This is a genomic window from Cobetia sp. PDI-23MA (assembly GCF_059507735.1).
Window position 1 is genome coordinate 3984995 of the sequence record NZ_CM183352.1, and the last position, 16640, is coordinate 4001634.

At 61.3% G+C, this 16640-nt stretch carries 14 protein-coding genes; 4 read left to right on the forward strand and 10 right to left on the reverse strand.

The features are described 5' to 3' along the window. Window positions 1-7: 7 nt before the first annotated feature. The 4 genes from AC5WNJ_RS16990 to AC5WNJ_RS17005 form a co-directional block, all read right to left on the reverse strand. The gene (locus tag AC5WNJ_RS16990) at window positions 8-421 is read right to left on the reverse strand and encodes a curli assembly protein CsgF (RefSeq protein ID WP_176675816.1); all 414 of its coding nucleotides are present in this window, start codon (window positions 419-421) and stop codon (window positions 8-10) included. Window positions 422-497: 76 nt separating this feature from the next. Beyond that, window positions 498-1001, reverse strand: coding sequence for a CsgE family curli-type amyloid fiber assembly protein (locus AC5WNJ_RS16995; protein ID WP_495930272.1), 504 nt, complete (start codon window positions 999-1001; stop codon window positions 498-500). Window positions 1002-1012: 11 nt separating this feature from the next. After that, window positions 1013-1696, reverse strand: coding sequence for a LuxR C-terminal-related transcriptional regulator (locus AC5WNJ_RS17000; protein ID WP_495930273.1), 684 nt, complete (start codon window positions 1694-1696; stop codon window positions 1013-1015). 582 nt (window positions 1697-2278) lie between these two features. Next, entirely contained in the window at window positions 2279-2917 is a 639-nt protein-coding gene (locus AC5WNJ_RS17005) for a LuxR C-terminal-related transcriptional regulator (RefSeq protein ID WP_495930274.1), read from the reverse strand. A 480-nt stretch (window positions 2918-3397) separates the two neighbouring features. Here AC5WNJ_RS17005 and rdgB point away from each other — a divergent pair, with 480 nt between their 5' ends. The 4 genes from rdgB to AC5WNJ_RS17025 all read left to right on the forward strand — a co-directional run bounded on the left by rdgB (window position 3398) and on the right by AC5WNJ_RS17025 (window position 7887). Next, the gene (gene rdgB, locus AC5WNJ_RS17010; protein ID WP_495930275.1) at window positions 3398-4018 is read left to right on the forward strand and encodes an RdgB/HAM1 family non-canonical purine NTP pyrophosphatase; all 621 of its coding nucleotides are present in this window, start codon (window positions 3398-3400) and stop codon (window positions 4016-4018) included. Then, a complete protein-coding gene (gene hemW / locus AC5WNJ_RS17015; RefSeq protein ID WP_495930276.1) occupies window positions 4018-5217 on the forward strand; it encodes a radical SAM family heme chaperone HemW in 1200 nt (399 codons plus the stop codon). The genes rdgB and hemW overlap by 1 nt, the downstream gene beginning before the upstream one ends. Before the next feature lie 85 nt (window positions 5218-5302). Next, complete coding sequence (locus tag AC5WNJ_RS17020; protein ID WP_253063498.1) at window positions 5303-5965, forward strand: YiaD family glycine zipper/OmpA-like lipoprotein; 663 nt, start codon at window positions 5303-5305, stop codon at window positions 5963-5965. Window positions 5966-6192: 227 nt separating this feature from the next. Continuing rightward, entirely contained in the window at window positions 6193-7887 is a 1695-nt protein-coding gene (locus AC5WNJ_RS17025) for a 23S rRNA (adenine(2030)-N(6))-methyltransferase RlmJ (RefSeq protein ID WP_495930277.1), read from the forward strand. Window positions 7888-8001: 114 nt separating this feature from the next. Here AC5WNJ_RS17025 and AC5WNJ_RS17030 read toward each other — a convergent pair whose 3' ends face one another. From AC5WNJ_RS17030 to rpmH, 6 genes are all read right to left on the reverse strand, one after another. Continuing rightward, window positions 8002-9819, reverse strand: a complete 1818-nt coding sequence (locus AC5WNJ_RS17030; RefSeq protein WP_495930279.1) for an ABC transporter ATP-binding protein — start codon at window positions 9817-9819, stop codon at window positions 8002-8004. Continuing rightward, the gene (locus AC5WNJ_RS17035; RefSeq protein ID WP_495930280.1) at window positions 9816-11711 is read right to left on the reverse strand and encodes an ABC transporter ATP-binding protein; all 1896 of its coding nucleotides are present in this window, start codon (window positions 11709-11711) and stop codon (window positions 9816-9818) included. Before AC5WNJ_RS17035 ends, AC5WNJ_RS17030 begins: the two co-directional genes overlap by 4 nt. 140 nt (window positions 11712-11851) lie before the next feature. Next, a complete protein-coding gene (mnmE, locus tag AC5WNJ_RS17040) occupies window positions 11852-13270 on the reverse strand; it encodes a tRNA uridine-5-carboxymethylaminomethyl(34) synthesis GTPase MnmE (RefSeq protein WP_495930282.1) in 1419 nt (472 codons plus the stop codon). A gap of 210 nt (window positions 13271-13480) precedes the next feature. Next, window positions 13481-15145, reverse strand: a complete 1665-nt coding sequence (gene yidC / locus AC5WNJ_RS17045) for a membrane protein insertase YidC (protein WP_495930283.1) — start codon at window positions 15143-15145, stop codon at window positions 13481-13483. Window positions 15146-15264: 119 nt separating this feature from the next. Next, a complete protein-coding gene (gene rnpA, locus AC5WNJ_RS17050; RefSeq protein WP_176675826.1) occupies window positions 15265-15654 on the reverse strand; it encodes a ribonuclease P protein component in 390 nt (129 codons plus the stop codon). 11 nt (window positions 15655-15665) lie between these two features. Beyond that, on the reverse strand, window positions 15666-15800 hold the full coding sequence (rpmH, locus tag AC5WNJ_RS17055) for a 50S ribosomal protein L34 (RefSeq protein WP_043331656.1): 135 nt from the start codon (window positions 15798-15800) through the stop codon (window positions 15666-15668). Between the last annotated feature and the right edge of the window lie 840 nt (window positions 15801-16640).

The window sequence follows — 16640 nt, forward strand, 5'->3', positions numbered from 1 at the left end:
TAGCGGATCAGAATGAATTGCCTGATGTGCCGAGGTTGATGACGGTGGTTTCACCTGTGGCGCGGTCAAGCACCTGCATGGAGAAACCGCCATTGCCGTTGCTGACCACTTCAATGCGCAGCTGCGCACTGTCGATCACGCTGGAACGGCCGGGCTCCGTAGCTTCTACAGCGTCGGTGATGGCATCAGAGACCAGGCTATTGCGCAGGTCATTGATGAAGATTTCGGTATCGGAGAGGCTATCGAAAGAGTAGGCATCAGGATCCTCGTGGGTGTCCTGGGCCTGGGCCTTGCCAAGCAGGTAGCTGCCATTGAGAGGGTTGCCACCAAAGCTCGGGTTGATGGGCTGATAGATGAGTTCACCGGCATATAGCGGCATCGCCGATAACAGCAACGACACCGCGAGTGTCTGATGCTTCATGATGTTCCCCTGTTCCCTTGCGTATTGTCAGGGTCTCCGTGTCCGGAGCCCATTTATTATGTCGGTCTTCGATACATCAGAATTCGTCACCGGCCATGTCCGGGTCATTGCGCAGGGCTTCCATGACCTTGCGACGCAGGAACTGGTCGGAGACGCTTGATACAGCGGCGCTGGCGTACATATCCACGTCATTCAGGCGCGGAGGGAGCGTCGCTTCATACAGAACGTTGTTGCCTTCGGTGATCCAGATGAGGCTGCCCCAGCGTGCAGAGGGGCGTTCGTGGATACTGAGAGATGTGTTGCGGATGGCTGGACTGTCGAGGCGTTGCTGGCTGAACTGGCGGAAGAAGGTCTTGCCGATCATGGTCATGGTGCGATCGATCATCACCCCATTTAGACCGTCGGAGAGCGTGGGGCGCGCGCGCTGGATGGCGACCCCATCCTCTCCCTGACGGCGAGCCTGCTGCTCTTCACTGGCAACGGATACCTCGGGTCGCACCGCCTCCGGCGCGGATTGCGCGAAGGCGGGCGACAGACTGAAGCATGTCAGTCCCCAAGCGAGTACCTGGCGGCTTGTCATGCCCCGACCGTTCACGACATCTGTGCTCTGCGAGCGATGCGTGGGGTGCGCGAGACAGGCATGGCCAGGTTCTGACGTGCCCAGTTCATGGCCTGAATGCGGTTATGCACCTTGATCTTGCGGAAGATGTTGTAGAGATGTGACTTGACCGTGTGTTCACTGACGAACAGCTGGTCAGCAATCTCGGTATTCGAGGCGCCCGTGCCCAGCAAGCCGATGATTTCCACCTCACGCTGGGTCAGACCACAGACCGGGCGATAGGCGTTGAGCTGCTGACGGCGATAGAAATCCAGCAGGCGGGTCATCAGCGGTCGGGACATCCACATGTCGCCTTCCAGCAGTTTCGCGATGCCCTTGCTGATCAGTGAGAGGCTGTCCTGTCGGTAGAACACGCCTTGAAGATGGGTACTGACCAGCAGGCTGGCAGCTTCCTCTTCATCACTGATGTTGATAGCGGCCAGCTCTGTGCTGGTATCCTGGCTGGCATCTGCATCCCAGCGTTGCATCGTGCCTTCATCGACGTGGTCGGTGTCCAGCAGCACTATCGTTCTTTCTGCCTGCCCGGGTGTGTAATCCTCGTCGGGGCTTGCGGAAGCCACCTGACACTCAAGCTGCTGGCGAATGTACTCCATGAAAAGCGCTGACTGCGGATTGCAGTCAGTCACCAGCAGCACCATTGCGTTCCCTGTAATCATGGTGCGAGACCTCTGAGTTGTCGTACCGATTTTTCTTGGCGGAGCCATATCTGAAGTATGGTTGGGGTCATCCTGTGGGATGGGGAAGATGACGCGTTGGGCATTACGCGTTTGTCCCTATCCAAGGATTGCGCGATAAGGCAGATATGGCAACCACTTATAAATAATTTATAAGTTATGCAGGTAGCTTTTTCAGTCCTTTTGCGTTCGATGCACCAAAAAGAACTGGAAAAACAGTGCACAACCTTGGAAGACGACGAGGCAAGTGTAATATCCTCGCTGGTAAGTACAATAAAAACCAAACCTTTGCACTTTTTTACCAAGCTTTCCACAAGTTAAAAGGTACCACATACCTAATGCCGAAATGCTTCTGTTCAGTGTTATTGCGTAACCTTGCTTGTCTTTTTGTATCCTCTCATTCAGTGAGTGTCAGGAATACGACGCAGCACTGCGTATGAGTCATTTCACGCTTGAAAAGTGAAGCGCTTACTACGCGTAGCCGGTTTGAGGCATGCTCTGTCACTGTGGTGATCTCACAGATCCACCTGCTGGAAGACATGCTCGTCCAGCGTCACCTGAGCCTCAGGATTCCGGCTCCGTCGTACGCTTGGGGATGTAAAAATTGAGGTGCTCGTGGGCCCATTGGATCGCTTGATGGCGGTTGTGGACTCTGATCTTGCGAAAGATGTTATATAAATGAGACTTCACGGTGTGTTGGCTCAACATCAATCTATGCGCGATATCTGCATTACTTTGCTGTGATGCAACGAGTGACAATATTTCCAGCTCCCGTTGTGTCAGTCCCATGACAGGCTGGAAGGCAATCTGTAGTTGTTGACGATAATGACGAATCAATGTCTGCATGGTGTTGCGAGTCAGCCAGTTTTCATTCTCGAGTATCTTGCCGATACCCTTGCTGATTTGTTCAAGGCTGTCGTGGCGATAGAAGATTCCGCTGAAGGGAATATTCAGAAGTAGTGAGATGGCATCGTCTTCATGCTCGACATTGAAGGCAGCGATCTTGTCGATATGGCTCCATCGCATCATCTGGGCCAGACTGCACTGGGTACTGTCGATCAGCACCAGGCCGGGAGATGACGGCAGTGGGGCTTCATGGTGGCAGGCCTCGACGACACATTTCAGTGTCTCTTGCAGGTACTCGACGAACAGTTCGGTCTGCGGTGAAGGGCTTGTCACGAACAGGACTCTGGTAGCAGTCATGGGGCGCTCCTGTCGCAAGCGTTTTGGGGGCTCATCATCAGCAGGCTGAGGCGGAGACATGAATCCACGGTGATTCGATGGTTGTCTTGAAGTCTAGTCGAGTGACATCTGAGGGCTGGCGCTGCGCATAGTGCTAGATGGCATAACGAACATTTCTTTTAACTCCTACTTTAAAGTTATAAAAATCATCGAGTTACGCGTTTTTTTCGGTTGATGCTTACTTCCTTGAGCCGCGAGGCACAGACAAATCCTGCACAGGCATTAGCCCGCGCTGGGGCAGATAGCCTGTATCTGCCTGTCAGTCATCAAGTTGAGCACATGAGTGACATCGGCCCATGACACCAAGAATCTCAGTCGTGCCTGTCGCAGCCCCCTTGCGTGTACGCACCGGCCTCACGCGCTAGAATGGGGGCTGCAAGCGCCTCGCCCGTGTGACTCACACGCGGCCGCATTCTCGTTGTTCCTATCCCGGAGATTCACATGTCCGCTTCTTCTCTCGTACTGGCCAGTGGCAATGCCGGCAAGCTACGTGAATTTTCCCACCTGCTCGCACCACTGGGGATCGAACCGATTCCTCAAGGGCAGCTGGGAGTGAGTGACGCCGAAGAGACAGGGCTGACCTTCGTCGAGAATGCGTTGATCAAGGCACGCCACGCCGCAGAGGTCACCGGCCTGCCGGCATTGGCAGATGATTCCGGGATCGAAGTCGATGCGCTGGGTGGGGAGCCGGGCATCTATTCCGCACGCTTTGCCGCGCGGCGTCAGCAAGGTAGTGGTGATGGTGAAAACAACGCCGCCCTGTTGGCAGCACTTGAGGGCGTGCCTGAGCACGCGCGTACGGCGCGCTACTGGTGCGTGCTCGTCTATCTGCGCCATGCGACAGACCCGGTGCCGATCATCGTTCAGGCCAGTTGGGAAGGGCGTGTCCTTGACGCGCCACAAGGCGAGGGGGGCTTCGGTTATGACCCGCTTTTCTGGCTGCCGGAGCATGACATGACCGCCGCCGCCCTGGATGCCGAGACCAAGAACCGGCTCAGCCACCGGGGGCGTGCGATGCAGCAGTTGCTCGAGGCGCTTGTCGCGCAGAGCGGTCAAGCGTGATGTCCGCCACGAACCTGCCGCCTCTGTCGCTCTATATTCACGTGCCGTGGTGCGTGCGCAAGTGCCCCTACTGTGACTTCAACTCCCACGGGGTCGGGCGTGATGCCGGCTTGCCTGAAGCGGAATACATCACGGCACTGCTGGCCGATCTCGATCAGGACCTGCAGTTGCTGCAGGGCCAGCCCGAGCGTGAATTGCACAGCATCTTCATCGGCGGCGGCACGCCGAGTCTGCTGAGCGGGGCGGCTTACCAGCGACTGTTCGATGGCCTGCGGGCGCGCATGACGTTCTCTGCCGACTGCGAGGTCACGCTGGAGGCCAACCCCGGCACGCTGGAGCAGGGCCGCTTTGCCGCCTATCGCGCCGCCGGTATCAATCGATTGTCATTGGGCGTGCAGACCTTCCAGCCGGAGCAGCTCGAGGTGCTGGGGCGCATCCACTCGGCTGAAGAAGCCGGGCGCGCGGTGGCCAGCGCACGGGCGGCGGGCTTCGACAATTTCAATATTGATCTGATGCATGGCCTGCCGGGCCAGACATTGGAGATGGCGCTGGATGATATCCGGCGTGCGCTGGCACTCAAGCCGACCCATCTGTCCTGGTATCAATTGACGCTGGAGCCGAATACCGAGTTCTATTCGCGCCCGCCGGTACTGCCGGAAGATGATCTGCTGTGGGATATCCAGGATCACGGTCACGCCGAGCTGGAGGCTGCCGGTTTCCGTCGTTACGAGATTTCCGCCTATGCCCTTGAAGGGCGCAGCGCGCGTCATAACCTCAACTACTGGAAATTCGGTGATTACCTGGGTATCGGAGCGGGCGCGCACGGCAAGTTGACGTTGTTGAAAACCGACTCGGCTGGGAACTTGAACGGCGAGTTGCAACTCCAACGCCGTTGGAAAAGTCGTCAGCCTGAAGCGTACTTGCGCAGGATGCAGGACCCTCGCGGGTTCGTGGCGGGCCAGCAGGAAATTGACCGCGATGAGCTGGCGCTGGAGTTCATGATGAATGCACTGCGCTTGACCGGGGGTGTCAGTTTCGAGGATCTGCGTCGCACGACCGGGCTGGATCGCGAGGCATTGGAGCCGGGCCTGAGCCAGGCGCGCTCGCGCGGGCTGATCGTTGAGGATGACGTGCTGTTGCGCGCCACGCCCCAGGGCTTATTGTTCCTCAATGACCTGCTGGCCATGTTCGACACCTGATTGATCAGGCATTATCGGAGGCATGACGATTATTTGCGCAATTGTCGTCTTGCCTTTAATGAGTGTGTAAATAGGGAGCGTTACCATGAAGAAGTCTGTACTCCTGGCCCTGCCATTGGCAGCCGCCGTCGCGATGGCGGGTTGTACCACGACCAACCCGTATACCAATGAGCAGCAGACCTCCAGTGCGGCGAAGGGTGCCGGCATCGGTGCGGTCGTCGGCGCAATCGCCGGGGCGACCAAGAGTGGTAACCATCGTCTCGACAAGGCGCTGATCGGTGCCGCTGCGGGTGCCGCCGCGGGCGGTGGTATCGGCTATTACATGGATGTTCAGGAAGCCAAGCTGCGTGATCAGCTGCAGGGCACCGGTGTCAGCGTGACGCGTGTCGGCGACCAGATCATCCTCAACATGCCGTCCAACGTCACCTTCGGCTCCGACTCCAGCACCCTGTCCGGCCAGATTCAGCCGGTCATGAATGGTGTCATCACCGTGCTCAAGGAATACGACGAGACGCGCGTCAACATCGCGGGCTATACCGATTCCACAGGTGCCAGCAACTACAACCAGAACCTGTCCGAACTGCGTGCCCAGGCCGTCGGCAACTATCTGGCCAATGGTGGCATCGCCTTCAACCGTCTGAACATGCGCGGTTATGGTGAAGCCAGCCCGGTGGCATCCAACGACACCGCCTCCGGGCGCGCCCAGAACCGTCGCGTCGAGATCACGCTGACGCCGATGGAAAGCTGAGTATCCACCAGCTGCCATGGCGGCATGATGGTGAATGACCACGAGGCCTGCGCATTTGCGTGGGCCTCGTTGCTTGGCAAGTACAGCTTTTGGGGTGACAAGTGATCATCTCTGCTATCCTTCAGCCCCTTCGGCGGCCTTGTCTGGTTTTCCTCTCGTCGCCGCCCCCGATTTCTCTCTGCTGCCTCGCTGGATGTGGCAGATATCGCCGTATCAAGGAGGCGCTCTTGCTCGCCTATCAGCACGCCTATCACGCTGGCAATTTTGCCGACCTGCACAAGCACCTGCTCGCCACCACCCTGGCCGAGCAGCTATTACGTAAAGAATCTCCCGTTACGTTTATCGACACTCACGCCGGTCGTGGCTGGTATCCGCTGGCGGCCCGCGAGACGGAACAGCTGCGCGAATACGAGCAGGGCATTCTGCCGTTGTGGCAGGTGCGTGATCGCTGGCTGACCGATGCGGGTGAGCCGAAGTCTTCGTCAGCTGACAAGCCATTGGCTCGCTGGCTGGCACGTCTGGCGGACATGCAGCCGGATGCCGCCAAGGGCGGCGCCAGCGAGCTGAGCGTCTATCCCGGTTCGCCCTGGTGGCTGAGCCAGTTGCTGCGCCGTGGTGATCGCCTGTTGGCCTATGAGCTGCATCCGGGCGAGATCTACCACTTCGATCAGGCGCCGGTGCAGCGTGACAGCCTCGGCAAGGTCATGCGTCGTCAGCAGGATGGTCTGTCCGGTCTGTTGGCGGCCGTGCCGGTTACCACGCCGCGCGTCGCCGTGCTGATCGACCCCAGCTATGAGCTGAAGAATGATTACCGTGATGTCGCTGAGGTCGTGGTCGAGACTCTGCGCAAGTCACGTCATGCCACCATCATGATCTGGTACCCGCTGCTGCCGGCAGGGCGTCAGCATGACCTGCTCGAGCGCCTCAAGAAGCATTCGCCGGCACCGATGTGGCGCAGTGAGCTGACGATCGATTCGCCGGAAGGCGAGCACGGCATGTACGGCTCCGGCATGCTGGTGATCAATCCGCCGTGGCAGTTCGACCGTCAGTTCTCCACCGCCATGCAGGAAGTGGTCAAGGTGTTCAAGGGCGCGCTGCCGGCTCCGCAGTCGGTTGCCGTCGAGCACAAGGGCCTGTGGTGGCTGTCGGAGGAGGTCGCACGCGAGCGCAGCGAGCCCAAGCCAATGTCGCGCGAGCGACTGCTGGCACTGCGCAAGCTCAATCAGAAGGTCAAGCGTGACAGTGATGTCGAGGTGACCCAGGCCAAGCCGAAGCGCGAGAAGCTCAAGCGTGGTGAAGGCTGGGCCAAGCCACGTGTTCGCAGCGACGGTGCGACATCCAAGGCCAAGGGCAAGCGCCATTCCGCGACCGCCAAGCCCAAGACCAGCATCAAGGCCCAGATCAAGGATCAGGTGCATGGGCATTCCGCGCCGAGCCGCAAGCGCGTCAGCGAGAAGCCTGTCGAGCGCAAGTCGACGGCCGCTGTCGAACCGACTCGTCCGCGTGGCAAGGGCGAGACGGCAGGCAAGGGCACGGGCAAGGATTCTGCCAGCTGGAGCGACTGGTCCTCCAGCGTGCCGGGCAAGGGCCGCCGCGAAGGTTCCACGCGGGTCAGCATGCGCAGCACGCCGGCGATCGGTCGTGATGGTCAGGTCAACCCGAACAGCACGACCAAACTGCCCAGAAAGTACGCGGCCAAGCAGCGTCCCGAAGACAACAAGGATGTCGGCAAGCCGCTGGATGCGCGTGAAGCGCGTGCCCTGCGTGAGAAGCAGGAAAGCAATGCCATGAGAGGCAAGGCGGCCAAGGGCGGCGCCAGCAAGGAAAGCTCTGGCAAGTCAGCGCCTGGCAAGACCGCTTCTGGCAAGACAGCGCCTGGCAAGAAACAGAGCAACAAGCCACGCGGCCCTCGCAAGCCGTGATGGTTGAGGTGAACGCAGAACGCTGAGCGCCATATCATGAGCTCGGATTGCAAACGCCCCCATAGGCCATGCCTGTGGGGGCGTTTGCATTGTCGAGGATGTTGATCTGCCTGATCAGTGCGCGATGTCTTCTCGCCATAGCCGCCGATAGAGGCCGGATTCTGCCATCAGGGCATCATGGGTCCCCAGCTGGGTGATGCGGCCCTGTTCCAGCACCAGCAGGCGGTCCGCATCGCGTACCGTGGCAAGCCGGTGTGCCACCACGATCAAGGTCACTTCCCCGCGCAGTTCATGCAGTGCCTGCTGCAACAGGGCTTCGGTATGGCTATCGATGCTGGCGGTGGCCTCATCCAGCAACAGCACGCGTGGTGTCGTGACCAATGCGCGTCCGAGCGCCAGCAATTGGCGCTCACCCGTGGAGAGGCTGAGGCCGCGCTCGCCCAGCAAGGTGTCGAGCCCCAGCGGCAGACTATCGATCAGCGGTGCCAGGTGCGCCTTGTGCAGAATCCATGACAGTTTCTGCTGGCTGATCTCACGCCCCAGCAGCAGGTTGTCGCGCAGTGTCGTGGCGCGGATGAAGGGCTCCTGCGGGACGACGGCGATTGCGGTAGCGCGTTGTCGAGCCGACCACTCCATCAGCGGACGACCATCCAGCAGCAGCTGAGTCCCCGGGGCAGGGCGCTGCCCGCTGAGCAGGTCAAGCAGGGTGGACTTGCCGCTGCCCGTCGGGCCGACCACGCCGAGAAACTCACCGCTCTCGATGGCAAGCGTCAGGCCTTTGAGGGCCGAGCCCTCCGCACCCTGATGGCGGAATGTCAGCTGCTCGAGTTGATAGTGACCACTCGCTATCACGGTGTTGTCGGTGTGCCCACGCGTGGATTTCCTCGCAGCGCGCTTATCTGGCTCAGGCGTCTCGCGCGGCCGGTCCAGGACCTCTTCCAGCCGGCCTGTCGCCACCAGCGCCGACTGGAAGACTTGCAGTCGCTGTGTGATCTGGATCAGGGGCTCGCTGATGCGACCCAACCAGGCGATGAACGCGTAGAGCACCCCCAGTTCCGCACCGCCCCCCAGTTCGCGCAGCCCGAACACGGCGACCAGCGAGAGCGTGATCAGCATCGCCATCAGGTCGATGGCCGAACGCAACAGCAGCCCCGACACACGCACCGTGCGCATGCGCGCCTGATACTGGGAGACGTTGAGGTGATGGTAGCGCTGACTGAAGCGTTCGGTCTGGTTGCTTGCCTGCAGCACACTCATGCCGCCGATCGCCTCGGCGATTCTGGCATTCTGCAAGGCGCGCAGGCGGCGTACCTCGCGTGCAGCACGCCCGGAGAAGCGCTGATACAGCCAGATCATGCCGATGGAGAGTGGGACCAGCGCCGTCGCGATCATCGCCAGGGTGCCATCCATCAGGGCCATCGCCGACAGGATGCCGATCAACAGCACCACATTGCCGATCAGTGTCGCCAGCACCCCGATATACAGCTCCTTGAGCGACTCGGTGTCGTTGGTCACGCGGGCCACCAATTCACCGGCGGCGATATTGTCGAGGGTCGATAGTGGTTGATGCAGCAGGTGTGTGAAGACTCGCTCACGGATATCGCGCACGCTGGCGAGGGCCAGACGGGCAAAGCGCAGCTGCTGGAAATAGCGCCCGGCGGCGGCGCCCAGCTGGGTGATCACGTAGATGGCCACCAAGCCTGCCAGGGCCTCGGGAGCGAGGTTGCCGGGAATCAGGTAGTCATCCAGATAGCGCTGGGTCAGCCACGGGCCAAGCACATCCAGTACGGTCGCCGCGATCAGGATCAACAGCGCGCGCAGGACCTCTGCGCGGCGCCTGCCCAGCGGTTGCCAGAGCAATGCCAGCCGCCGTCGGCTGAGCAGGCGAGTGCCGCTGAGGGTGTCGTGTCGTGTCGCGGCATCCTGGCTCATGAGCGCTCCGCCTTGGCATCGTCTTCGCGGTTGACCTGCTGGGCCTGCCAGAGGCGCCAGTAGGCGCCTCGGGCGGCCAGCAGACTGGCGTGATCGCCCTGTTCCAGGATGCACCCGTCCTCGAGCACCAGAATCTGCTGGCAGGCCTGTACGGCAGACAGGCGATGGGAATTGATGATCAGCGTGCGCTTTAGGCCGTGGTGATCGGGTTGCTGCAGGCGCGCCAGAGTCCTTAGCAGAGTGCGTTCGGTGACCTGATCGACCGCCGACAGGGTGTCGTCCAGCAGCAGGATCGGCGCCTCGCTGAGCAGGCTGCGTGCCAATGCCAGTCGCTGACGCTGGCCGCCGGAGAGTGTGATGCCTCGCTCACCCACCAGCGTTTCCAACCCTTGGGGGAGGCGGCGCAGATCCTCCTCGAAGGCTGCTGCGCGCAGCGCCTCACGGATTTGCTCGTCAGAGGCCTCGGGGCAGGCGAGAGCGACATTGTCGGCCACCGAGAGCGCAAACAGGAACGGGTCCTGGGGGACCAGTGAGAACTGCTGACGCCAGACAGATAGTGTGTACTCACTCGCTTCTCTGCCGCCAAGTGTCAGGCCCCCTTGCTCAGGTGTCAGAGGCCAGCTGCGCGACAGCAAACGCAGCAAGGTGGACTTGCCACTGCCGGTCGCGCCGACGATCCCCAGACTGCCCCCTGCCGCCACCTGAAGGGAGAGAGGCCCCAGAGCACGTTGCTGGCTGTCCGGGTAGTGGAATTCATTGATTTCAAGGCGTAGTGAATGGTCACTGACATCGTCCAGAATGCCGCTGTCCTCAAGGGCTTCTGGTGCGGCGTGGAAGGTAGCCAGCCGCCGTGCGGCTGCCGCACCGCGCTGCAGGATATTCAGGCACCAGCCAAGCGCGAACATCGGCCAGATCAACTGCGCCAGATAGAGCGTGAAGCTGGTCAGTTGGCCCAGGGTGATGGCGTCATCCAGATAGCGCCAGCTACCCACGCCCAGCGTCAACAGCGTCGCCGCCGAGAGCGCAATGAACACCACCGGATCAAAGGCCGCCTCCAGCTTCTGGACGCGATAATCGACGGCTTCGGCGGCGGCGGCACGCTGCGAGAATCTTGCGCCTTCATCCTCCAGCAAGGCATGGCTTCTGAGCATGCGAATGCCGGCGAAGGCTTCCTGGGTCTGGTCATTCAGGTCCGAGAAGCGCTCCAGCGATTCGCGGAAACGCTCTCCGATCCGTCGCGAGATGCGTGCGAAGGCCCAGGCCATGAAGGGGAAGGGCAACAGCGCGAGCAGCGTCAGCGGCACATCGATGGCGATCAGCATGATGCCGAGCACCAGCACGAAGGTCATGGCGCCATCGACGCTGGACAGCACGCCTTCCGCGGCGGCCATCTCCACGGCATCGATGTCCTGACTGGCGTGCGCCATCAGGTCTCCGGTGCGATGGCGCTGGTAGAAGCCGGGGTCCAGGCGCGTCAGCTTGGCATGGAAGGCATCACGTTGCTCCGTCCCCAGCTGATAGGCGGTACCGAACAGCGTCACGCGCCAGGCATAGCGCAGTGCATAGAGCGCGAGCCCCGCGCCTATCATCCACAACAGGCGGTTCAGCAAGGCGTCGTGGTCGAGGCTGCCGTCACGCAACGCGTCGATGGTGGCGCCGATCGCCCACGGCAACAGCAGATTCAGCCCCGCGACCCCGATCAGGAACGCGATGGCCAGCAGATAGCGGGGCCAATGGCGGGTGAAGAAGTCGAGCAGCAGGTGACGCAACGGGGCCTCGGGGAGAGGCCCGGTAGTCAGCTCGGCGGCGGGGGCCGGCGGGGGAGAGGCGCTGGAGTCACGTGACTCGCGATGGGCATCCTGCGGTCTGTTCGATGTCGCGCGTCCCGCCATGTCGGCTCCCGGTCTGCCCCTGCCCACCTCCGCCACTCGGAGGGGTCGGCAGAGGCAGTATAACGAGAGGGAGACAGCCAGACGCAAGCACTGTCGGCAAGAGGAGAGCCTGCCTGCGGGCGGGAGTCAGCTCGGTGCGATCACTTGCCGATGCAGAAGCTGCCGAAGATTTCCCCCAGCAGGTCATCGGCGGAGAATTCGCCGGTGATCTCGGACAGCGCCATCTGGGCGGCGCGCAGGTCTTCGGCCAGCAGCTCCCCGGCACCGGCGCCATGCAGCTGGGCGTCGCCGTTGTCGAGGGACTCGCCAGCGCGTTCCAGCGCATCCAGGTGGCGGCGGCGGGCGCTGAAGCGACCCTCTGCCGTGCCGGTGAAGCCCATGATGTCCTTGAGGTGATCACGCAGCGCATCGAGGCCCTGATTGTCGCGCGCCGAGATGCGCACCACGCTGGCCTGGTGGCGTGCCAGCTCAGCATCACCATCCTGCGTTGCGGTGATGGCGGTCAGCCCCGGCGTCTCGCCGCTGGTGTCGATCTTGTTGCGCACCAGCGTCAGGCGGGTTGGGTCCGGCAGGCGCGCGACGAACTCCGGCCAGATCTCCATCGGGTCCGTTGCCGAGGTAGTCGCAGCATCGACCAGCAGCAGGACGCGGTCCGCCTTCTCGATCTCGTCCCAGGCGCGCTGCACGCCGATGCGCTCGACGGCGTCCGGCGTGTCGCGCAGCCCGGCGGTATCGATGATATGCAGCGGCATGCCGTCGAGATGGATGTGCTCACGCAGTACGTCGCGGGTGGTGCCTTCGATGTCGGTGACGATGGCGGTGTCCTGCTCGGTCAGCGCATTGAGCAGGCTCGACTTGCCGGCATTCGGGCGGCCGGCGATCACCACCGTCATGCCCTCGCGCATCAGAGCGCCCTGGTTGGCGGCGGCGCGCACGCCCACCAGCTCTGCCTTGACCTCATTGAGGCGCGCCGCGACATGGCCGTCGGCCAGGAAGTCGATTTCCTCTTCGGGGAAGTCGATGGCGGCCTCGACGTAGATGCGCAGCTCGATCAGACGCTGCACCAGCGCGCTGACGCGCGTCGAGAACTCGCCCTTGAGCGAGCGCAGCGCATTCTCGGCCGCCGCGCGTGAGCTGGCGTCGATCAGGTCGGCGATGGCTTCGGCCTGGGCGAGATCCAGCTTGTCGTTGAGGAAGGCGCGCTCGCTGAATTCGCCGGGACGCGCCAGGCGCGCGCCCAGCTGCACGCAGCGCTCCAGCAGCAGGTCCATGATCACCGGGCCGCCGTGCCCTTGCAGCTCCAGCACGTCCTCGCCGGTGAAGGAATTCGGGCCCTGGAAGTAGAGCGCGATGCCTTCGTCGAGGGCGATGGGGTTGCCCTGGGTATCCAGTCCCATGAAGGGGCCATAGTGGGCGCGGCGCGCCGGCGGGCATTGGCCCAGCATGGCCTGGGCGATGGCCTGACAGGCCGGACCGGAGACACGGATGATGCCGACGCCACCCCGGCCGGGCGGAGTGGCCAGGGCCGCGATGGAGTCAGGCTGGTAGGCGGTAGACATGCACAAACCTCGGGCGCGAAGCCGGAATGAAAATGAAGGAGATGGCCGCTATTGTCGCGGCTGGAGGCCCGTGACAGCAAGCGGGGTGATGGGGGAGGCACCTTGCGGCGGGAGTATAGGCGCAGCCCCCGGAATCAGGGCCCTGAAACGCCACGACCCCCGCCGAGGCGAGGGTCGTGGGTGAGTCATGTCAGGCGAACCTGAAAGGCATCATGCGCCTTTCTTGGTTGGCTCGGCATTCTCGATCTGACGGGTGATGACGTACTGCTGAGCGATCGACAGCGTGTTGTTGACGATCCAGTACAGCACCAGACCCGCCGGGAACCACAGGAAGAAGAAGGTGAAGACGATCGGCAGCATCTTCATGATCTTCGCCTGGGTGGGGTCCGGAGGCGTCGGGTTCAGCTGCTGCTGGATGAACATCGTCAGGCCCATGATGATCGGCAGGATGAACAGCGGGTCCTTCACTGACAGATCCTGGATCCACAGCATGAACGGCGCGTGGCGCAGTTCGACGGATTCCATCAGCATCCAGTACAGGGCGATGAAGACCGGCATCTGGATCAAGATCGGCAGACAGCCCCCCAGCGGATTGATCTTCTCCGTCTGGTAGAACTTCATCATCTCCTGGGAGACCTTCTGGCGGTCGCTGCCGTACTTTTCCTTGATGCGCTGCATCTCGGGGCCCATCTTGCGCATCTTGGCCATCGAGCGGTACGCGGTCGCGGACAGCGGGAACAGCACGACCTTGACCAGAACGGTCAGCAGGATGATGGAGGCACCCCAGTTGCCGACCAGCGCGTGGATGTGCTCCAGCAGCCAGAACAGCGGGTTGGCCAGGAACCACAGCCAGCCGAAGTCGACAACCAGCTCCAGGTAGGGAGCGGTCGCTTCCAGCTGGTCCTGGTCCTTCGGGCCGACGAACAGGGTCGCGCCGAGCTCAGCCTGCTGACCCGCGGCGATCTGGGTCGTCGGGCTCGCGAAGGCGGCGACGTTGCGGTTCTGCTTGTCGACGGTGGTGTAGTAGAGGTTCTTCTGGTTGTCAGCTGGCACCCAGGCAGACACGAAGTAGTGCTGGATCATGGACACCCAGCCACCCTGGACGTCGACATTCTTGAAGCTGCCGTCCTGGATGTCTTCGAAATCGACCTTCTGGTAGTGGTTCTCTTCCGAAGAGAAGGCCGCACCCAAGTAGGAACTCATGCCCATGCCACTACCGCTGGTCGGGTCCGCGCTGTTGTCACGGGCCAGCTGACCGATGAAGCGAGCATTGACCGGCTGCTGGGACTGGTTGTCCAGCAGGTAGTCGACCTTGATCTGATAGCTGTCCTGGCTGACGGTGAAGCGCTTGATGACCGCAACGCCATTGATGTCGGTCTTCAGGTCCACTTGCAGACTGTCGTCACCCTCGGCAAGGGTGTAGCTGTTGCTGTCGGCAGAGAAGGCGATACGGCCCTTGTGGCCATCCAGCTGCAGGCCGGACTTGGCCACGTAGCTGCGTGACTGATTGTCGGACAGCAGCACGAAGGGCGACTCGGAAGCGTTGTTCTGCTTGTGCTCGAGCAGCGCTGCATAGACCACGTCACCGCCCTGCGGATCGATACGCAGGTCCAGCACGTCAGTCTTGACTTCAATCAGGTTGTTGCTCGGCGTGCTTGCTGCGCTATCCGGCGTGGAGAGGCCGGTATCGCCATTGGCAGTCGTGCTGCTGCTTGGGGCTTCAAGGCCTTGCGCAGTGTCATTGGCGGTTTGAGAGGCAACCTGGGGAGCCTGTGTTTCCGCAGCCGGCTGGTCGTAGTCCTTGTTCCACTGGACCACCATCAGATAGGCGACAACCGCAAGCGGAATCACGAGGAGTAATCGTTTGACGTCCATGGTGTATACCCGTTGGAGGGTGAATCAATCTGGCGGGGAGTCAGATGAGTCCGGGGACGAACGGTAGGGCGTATAACGAAAAAAACGCCACATGCCGGACGCACCGGGCAGGTGTCACGTCAGGCAGGTGGCGTTGACTTAGCCGCTTTCTGGCGTCTGGCGTCCTTCTCCAGACGAGCCCACATGCCGTTCAGCTGGCGATGCAGGGTCTCGTTGTCCAGCTCGGTCACGCCTCGCTTGGCCAGTACGACGATGTCGACGGCCGGAAGGCGCTGCTGGCGGAGGCGAATGGATTCGCGCGTCAGACGTTTGAGGCGGTTGCGATCTACGGCACGGCGCACGTTCTTCTTGCTGAACACCAACCCCAGGCGGGCATGTCCCAGGTCATTCGGACACGCCAGGGCCAGAAGCCCCTTGCCGTGTACCTTGAGGGTGGTGTGATCGAAGACGTGCCGGTAATCCCCGGCAGTCAGCAAGCGAAGCTGCCGGGGAAATCCCTGACGGGACATCCGGGCCTCGATCAGGCGCTCAGACGCTTGCGGCCTTTCGCACGACGACGCTGGATGACCTCACGGCCACCTTTGGTCGCCATACGAGCACGGAAACCGTGTGTGCGCTTGCGCTTCAGGACGCTCGGCTGAAATGTGCGTTTCATAGCTGCTTCTTCCCACGTGGTTGTTTGGAAAAGGTCAACGAATGTTGCCCTGTATCCACATGAGGACAGGGCAGATTGGTCAGGGGCAGGGATTCTAGTGAATCTGCAAGTGGCTTGCAATGTCGCGTGGGAAGTTGTCCACAGCCCGTTCGCGGCACTTGACGACAGATATCGTCTACGCCGCCCGCCATATGGCGCTTCGTGTCTTACCTGGATCACGGGAAAGACAGGCCGTCAGGTGCAAAAAATCTCGCTCTGCCGTCGTTGGGCCATCAGGTGCCGCCGAATGGCCACCGGATCAGCGGACTGTCGACGCTGCATGCCTGCGCGGAATCTCTGTGCGGAATGTCTGGTCAGGTGGGCCGCCATGAGTGAACCGGCGTGATCGCTGATCCGGTGATGGGCGTGCCGAAAAGTTGCAGTGGATAACCTGAGCCTCTGCTCTCGATGACGGTTCTCGGTGTCTCACGCGAAGTCCTGCCAGTCTGGTCTTCTATCATCACTACAAAGAAAGTAGTTCTGAATAACCAATAACTATTAAGGAAGGCAGTCGCTGTGGATAACCTGATTTTTCCCATTTTGCTCAATGGCATGTCGACAGGACAGCTCTGGCGATAAGTGGTGGGCAACCTGCGTTCAGCCTGTGTATGGCTATGTGCATAACTGTCGTCTTGTCCACAGTCGCAATCTTGTACGCGGATGCTCCCCAGCCTGTCCCGATGCGGATGCTTGAAGAATACCGATGTTGTCCACAGTACTTTTTGCGGCAGATGTCGTGTGGATAACTCGTGGCTTGGCCTATACAATGGCCGCCCCTTTGACAACTGGATGTGAGGTCGC

What these genes read in the sequence shown, in the direction of transcription:
- AC5WNJ_RS16990 (WP_176675816.1), bottom strand. Translation starts at nt 421, where the DNA reads ATGAAGCATCAGACACTCGCGGTGTCGTTGCTGTTATCGGCGATGCCG.
- AC5WNJ_RS16995 (WP_495930272.1), bottom strand. Translation starts at nt 1,001, where the DNA reads ATGACAAGCCGCCAGGTACTCGCTTGGGGACTGACATGCTTCAGTCTG.
- AC5WNJ_RS17000 (WP_495930273.1), bottom strand. Translation starts at nt 1,696, where the DNA reads ATGATTACAGGGAACGCAATGGTGCTGCTGGTGACTGACTGCAATCCG.
- AC5WNJ_RS17005 (WP_495930274.1), bottom strand. Translation starts at nt 2,917, where the DNA reads ATGACTGCTACCAGAGTCCTGTTCGTGACAAGCCCTTCACCGCAGACC.
- rdgB (WP_495930275.1), top strand. Translation starts at nt 3,398, where the DNA reads ATGTCCGCTTCTTCTCTCGTACTGGCCAGTGGCAATGCCGGCAAGCTA.
- hemW (WP_495930276.1), top strand. Translation starts at nt 4,018, where the DNA reads ATGTCCGCCACGAACCTGCCGCCTCTGTCGCTCTATATTCACGTGCCG.
- AC5WNJ_RS17020 (WP_253063498.1), top strand. Translation starts at nt 5,303, where the DNA reads ATGAAGAAGTCTGTACTCCTGGCCCTGCCATTGGCAGCCGCCGTCGCG.
- AC5WNJ_RS17030 (WP_495930279.1), bottom strand. Translation starts at nt 9,819, where the DNA reads ATGAGCCAGGATGCCGCGACACGACACGACACCCTCAGCGGCACTCGC.
- AC5WNJ_RS17035 (WP_495930280.1), bottom strand. Translation starts at nt 11,711, where the DNA reads ATGGCGGGACGCGCGACATCGAACAGACCGCAGGATGCCCATCGCGAG.
- mnmE (WP_495930282.1), bottom strand. Translation starts at nt 13,270, where the DNA reads ATGTCTACCGCCTACCAGCCTGACTCCATCGCGGCCCTGGCCACTCCG.
- yidC (WP_495930283.1), bottom strand. Translation starts at nt 15,145, where the DNA reads ATGGACGTCAAACGATTACTCCTCGTGATTCCGCTTGCGGTTGTCGCC.
- rnpA (WP_176675826.1), bottom strand. Translation starts at nt 15,654, where the DNA reads ATGTCCCGTCAGGGATTTCCCCGGCAGCTTCGCTTGCTGACTGCCGGG.
- rpmH (WP_043331656.1), bottom strand. Translation starts at nt 15,800, where the DNA reads ATGAAACGCACATTTCAGCCGAGCGTCCTGAAGCGCAAGCGCACACAC.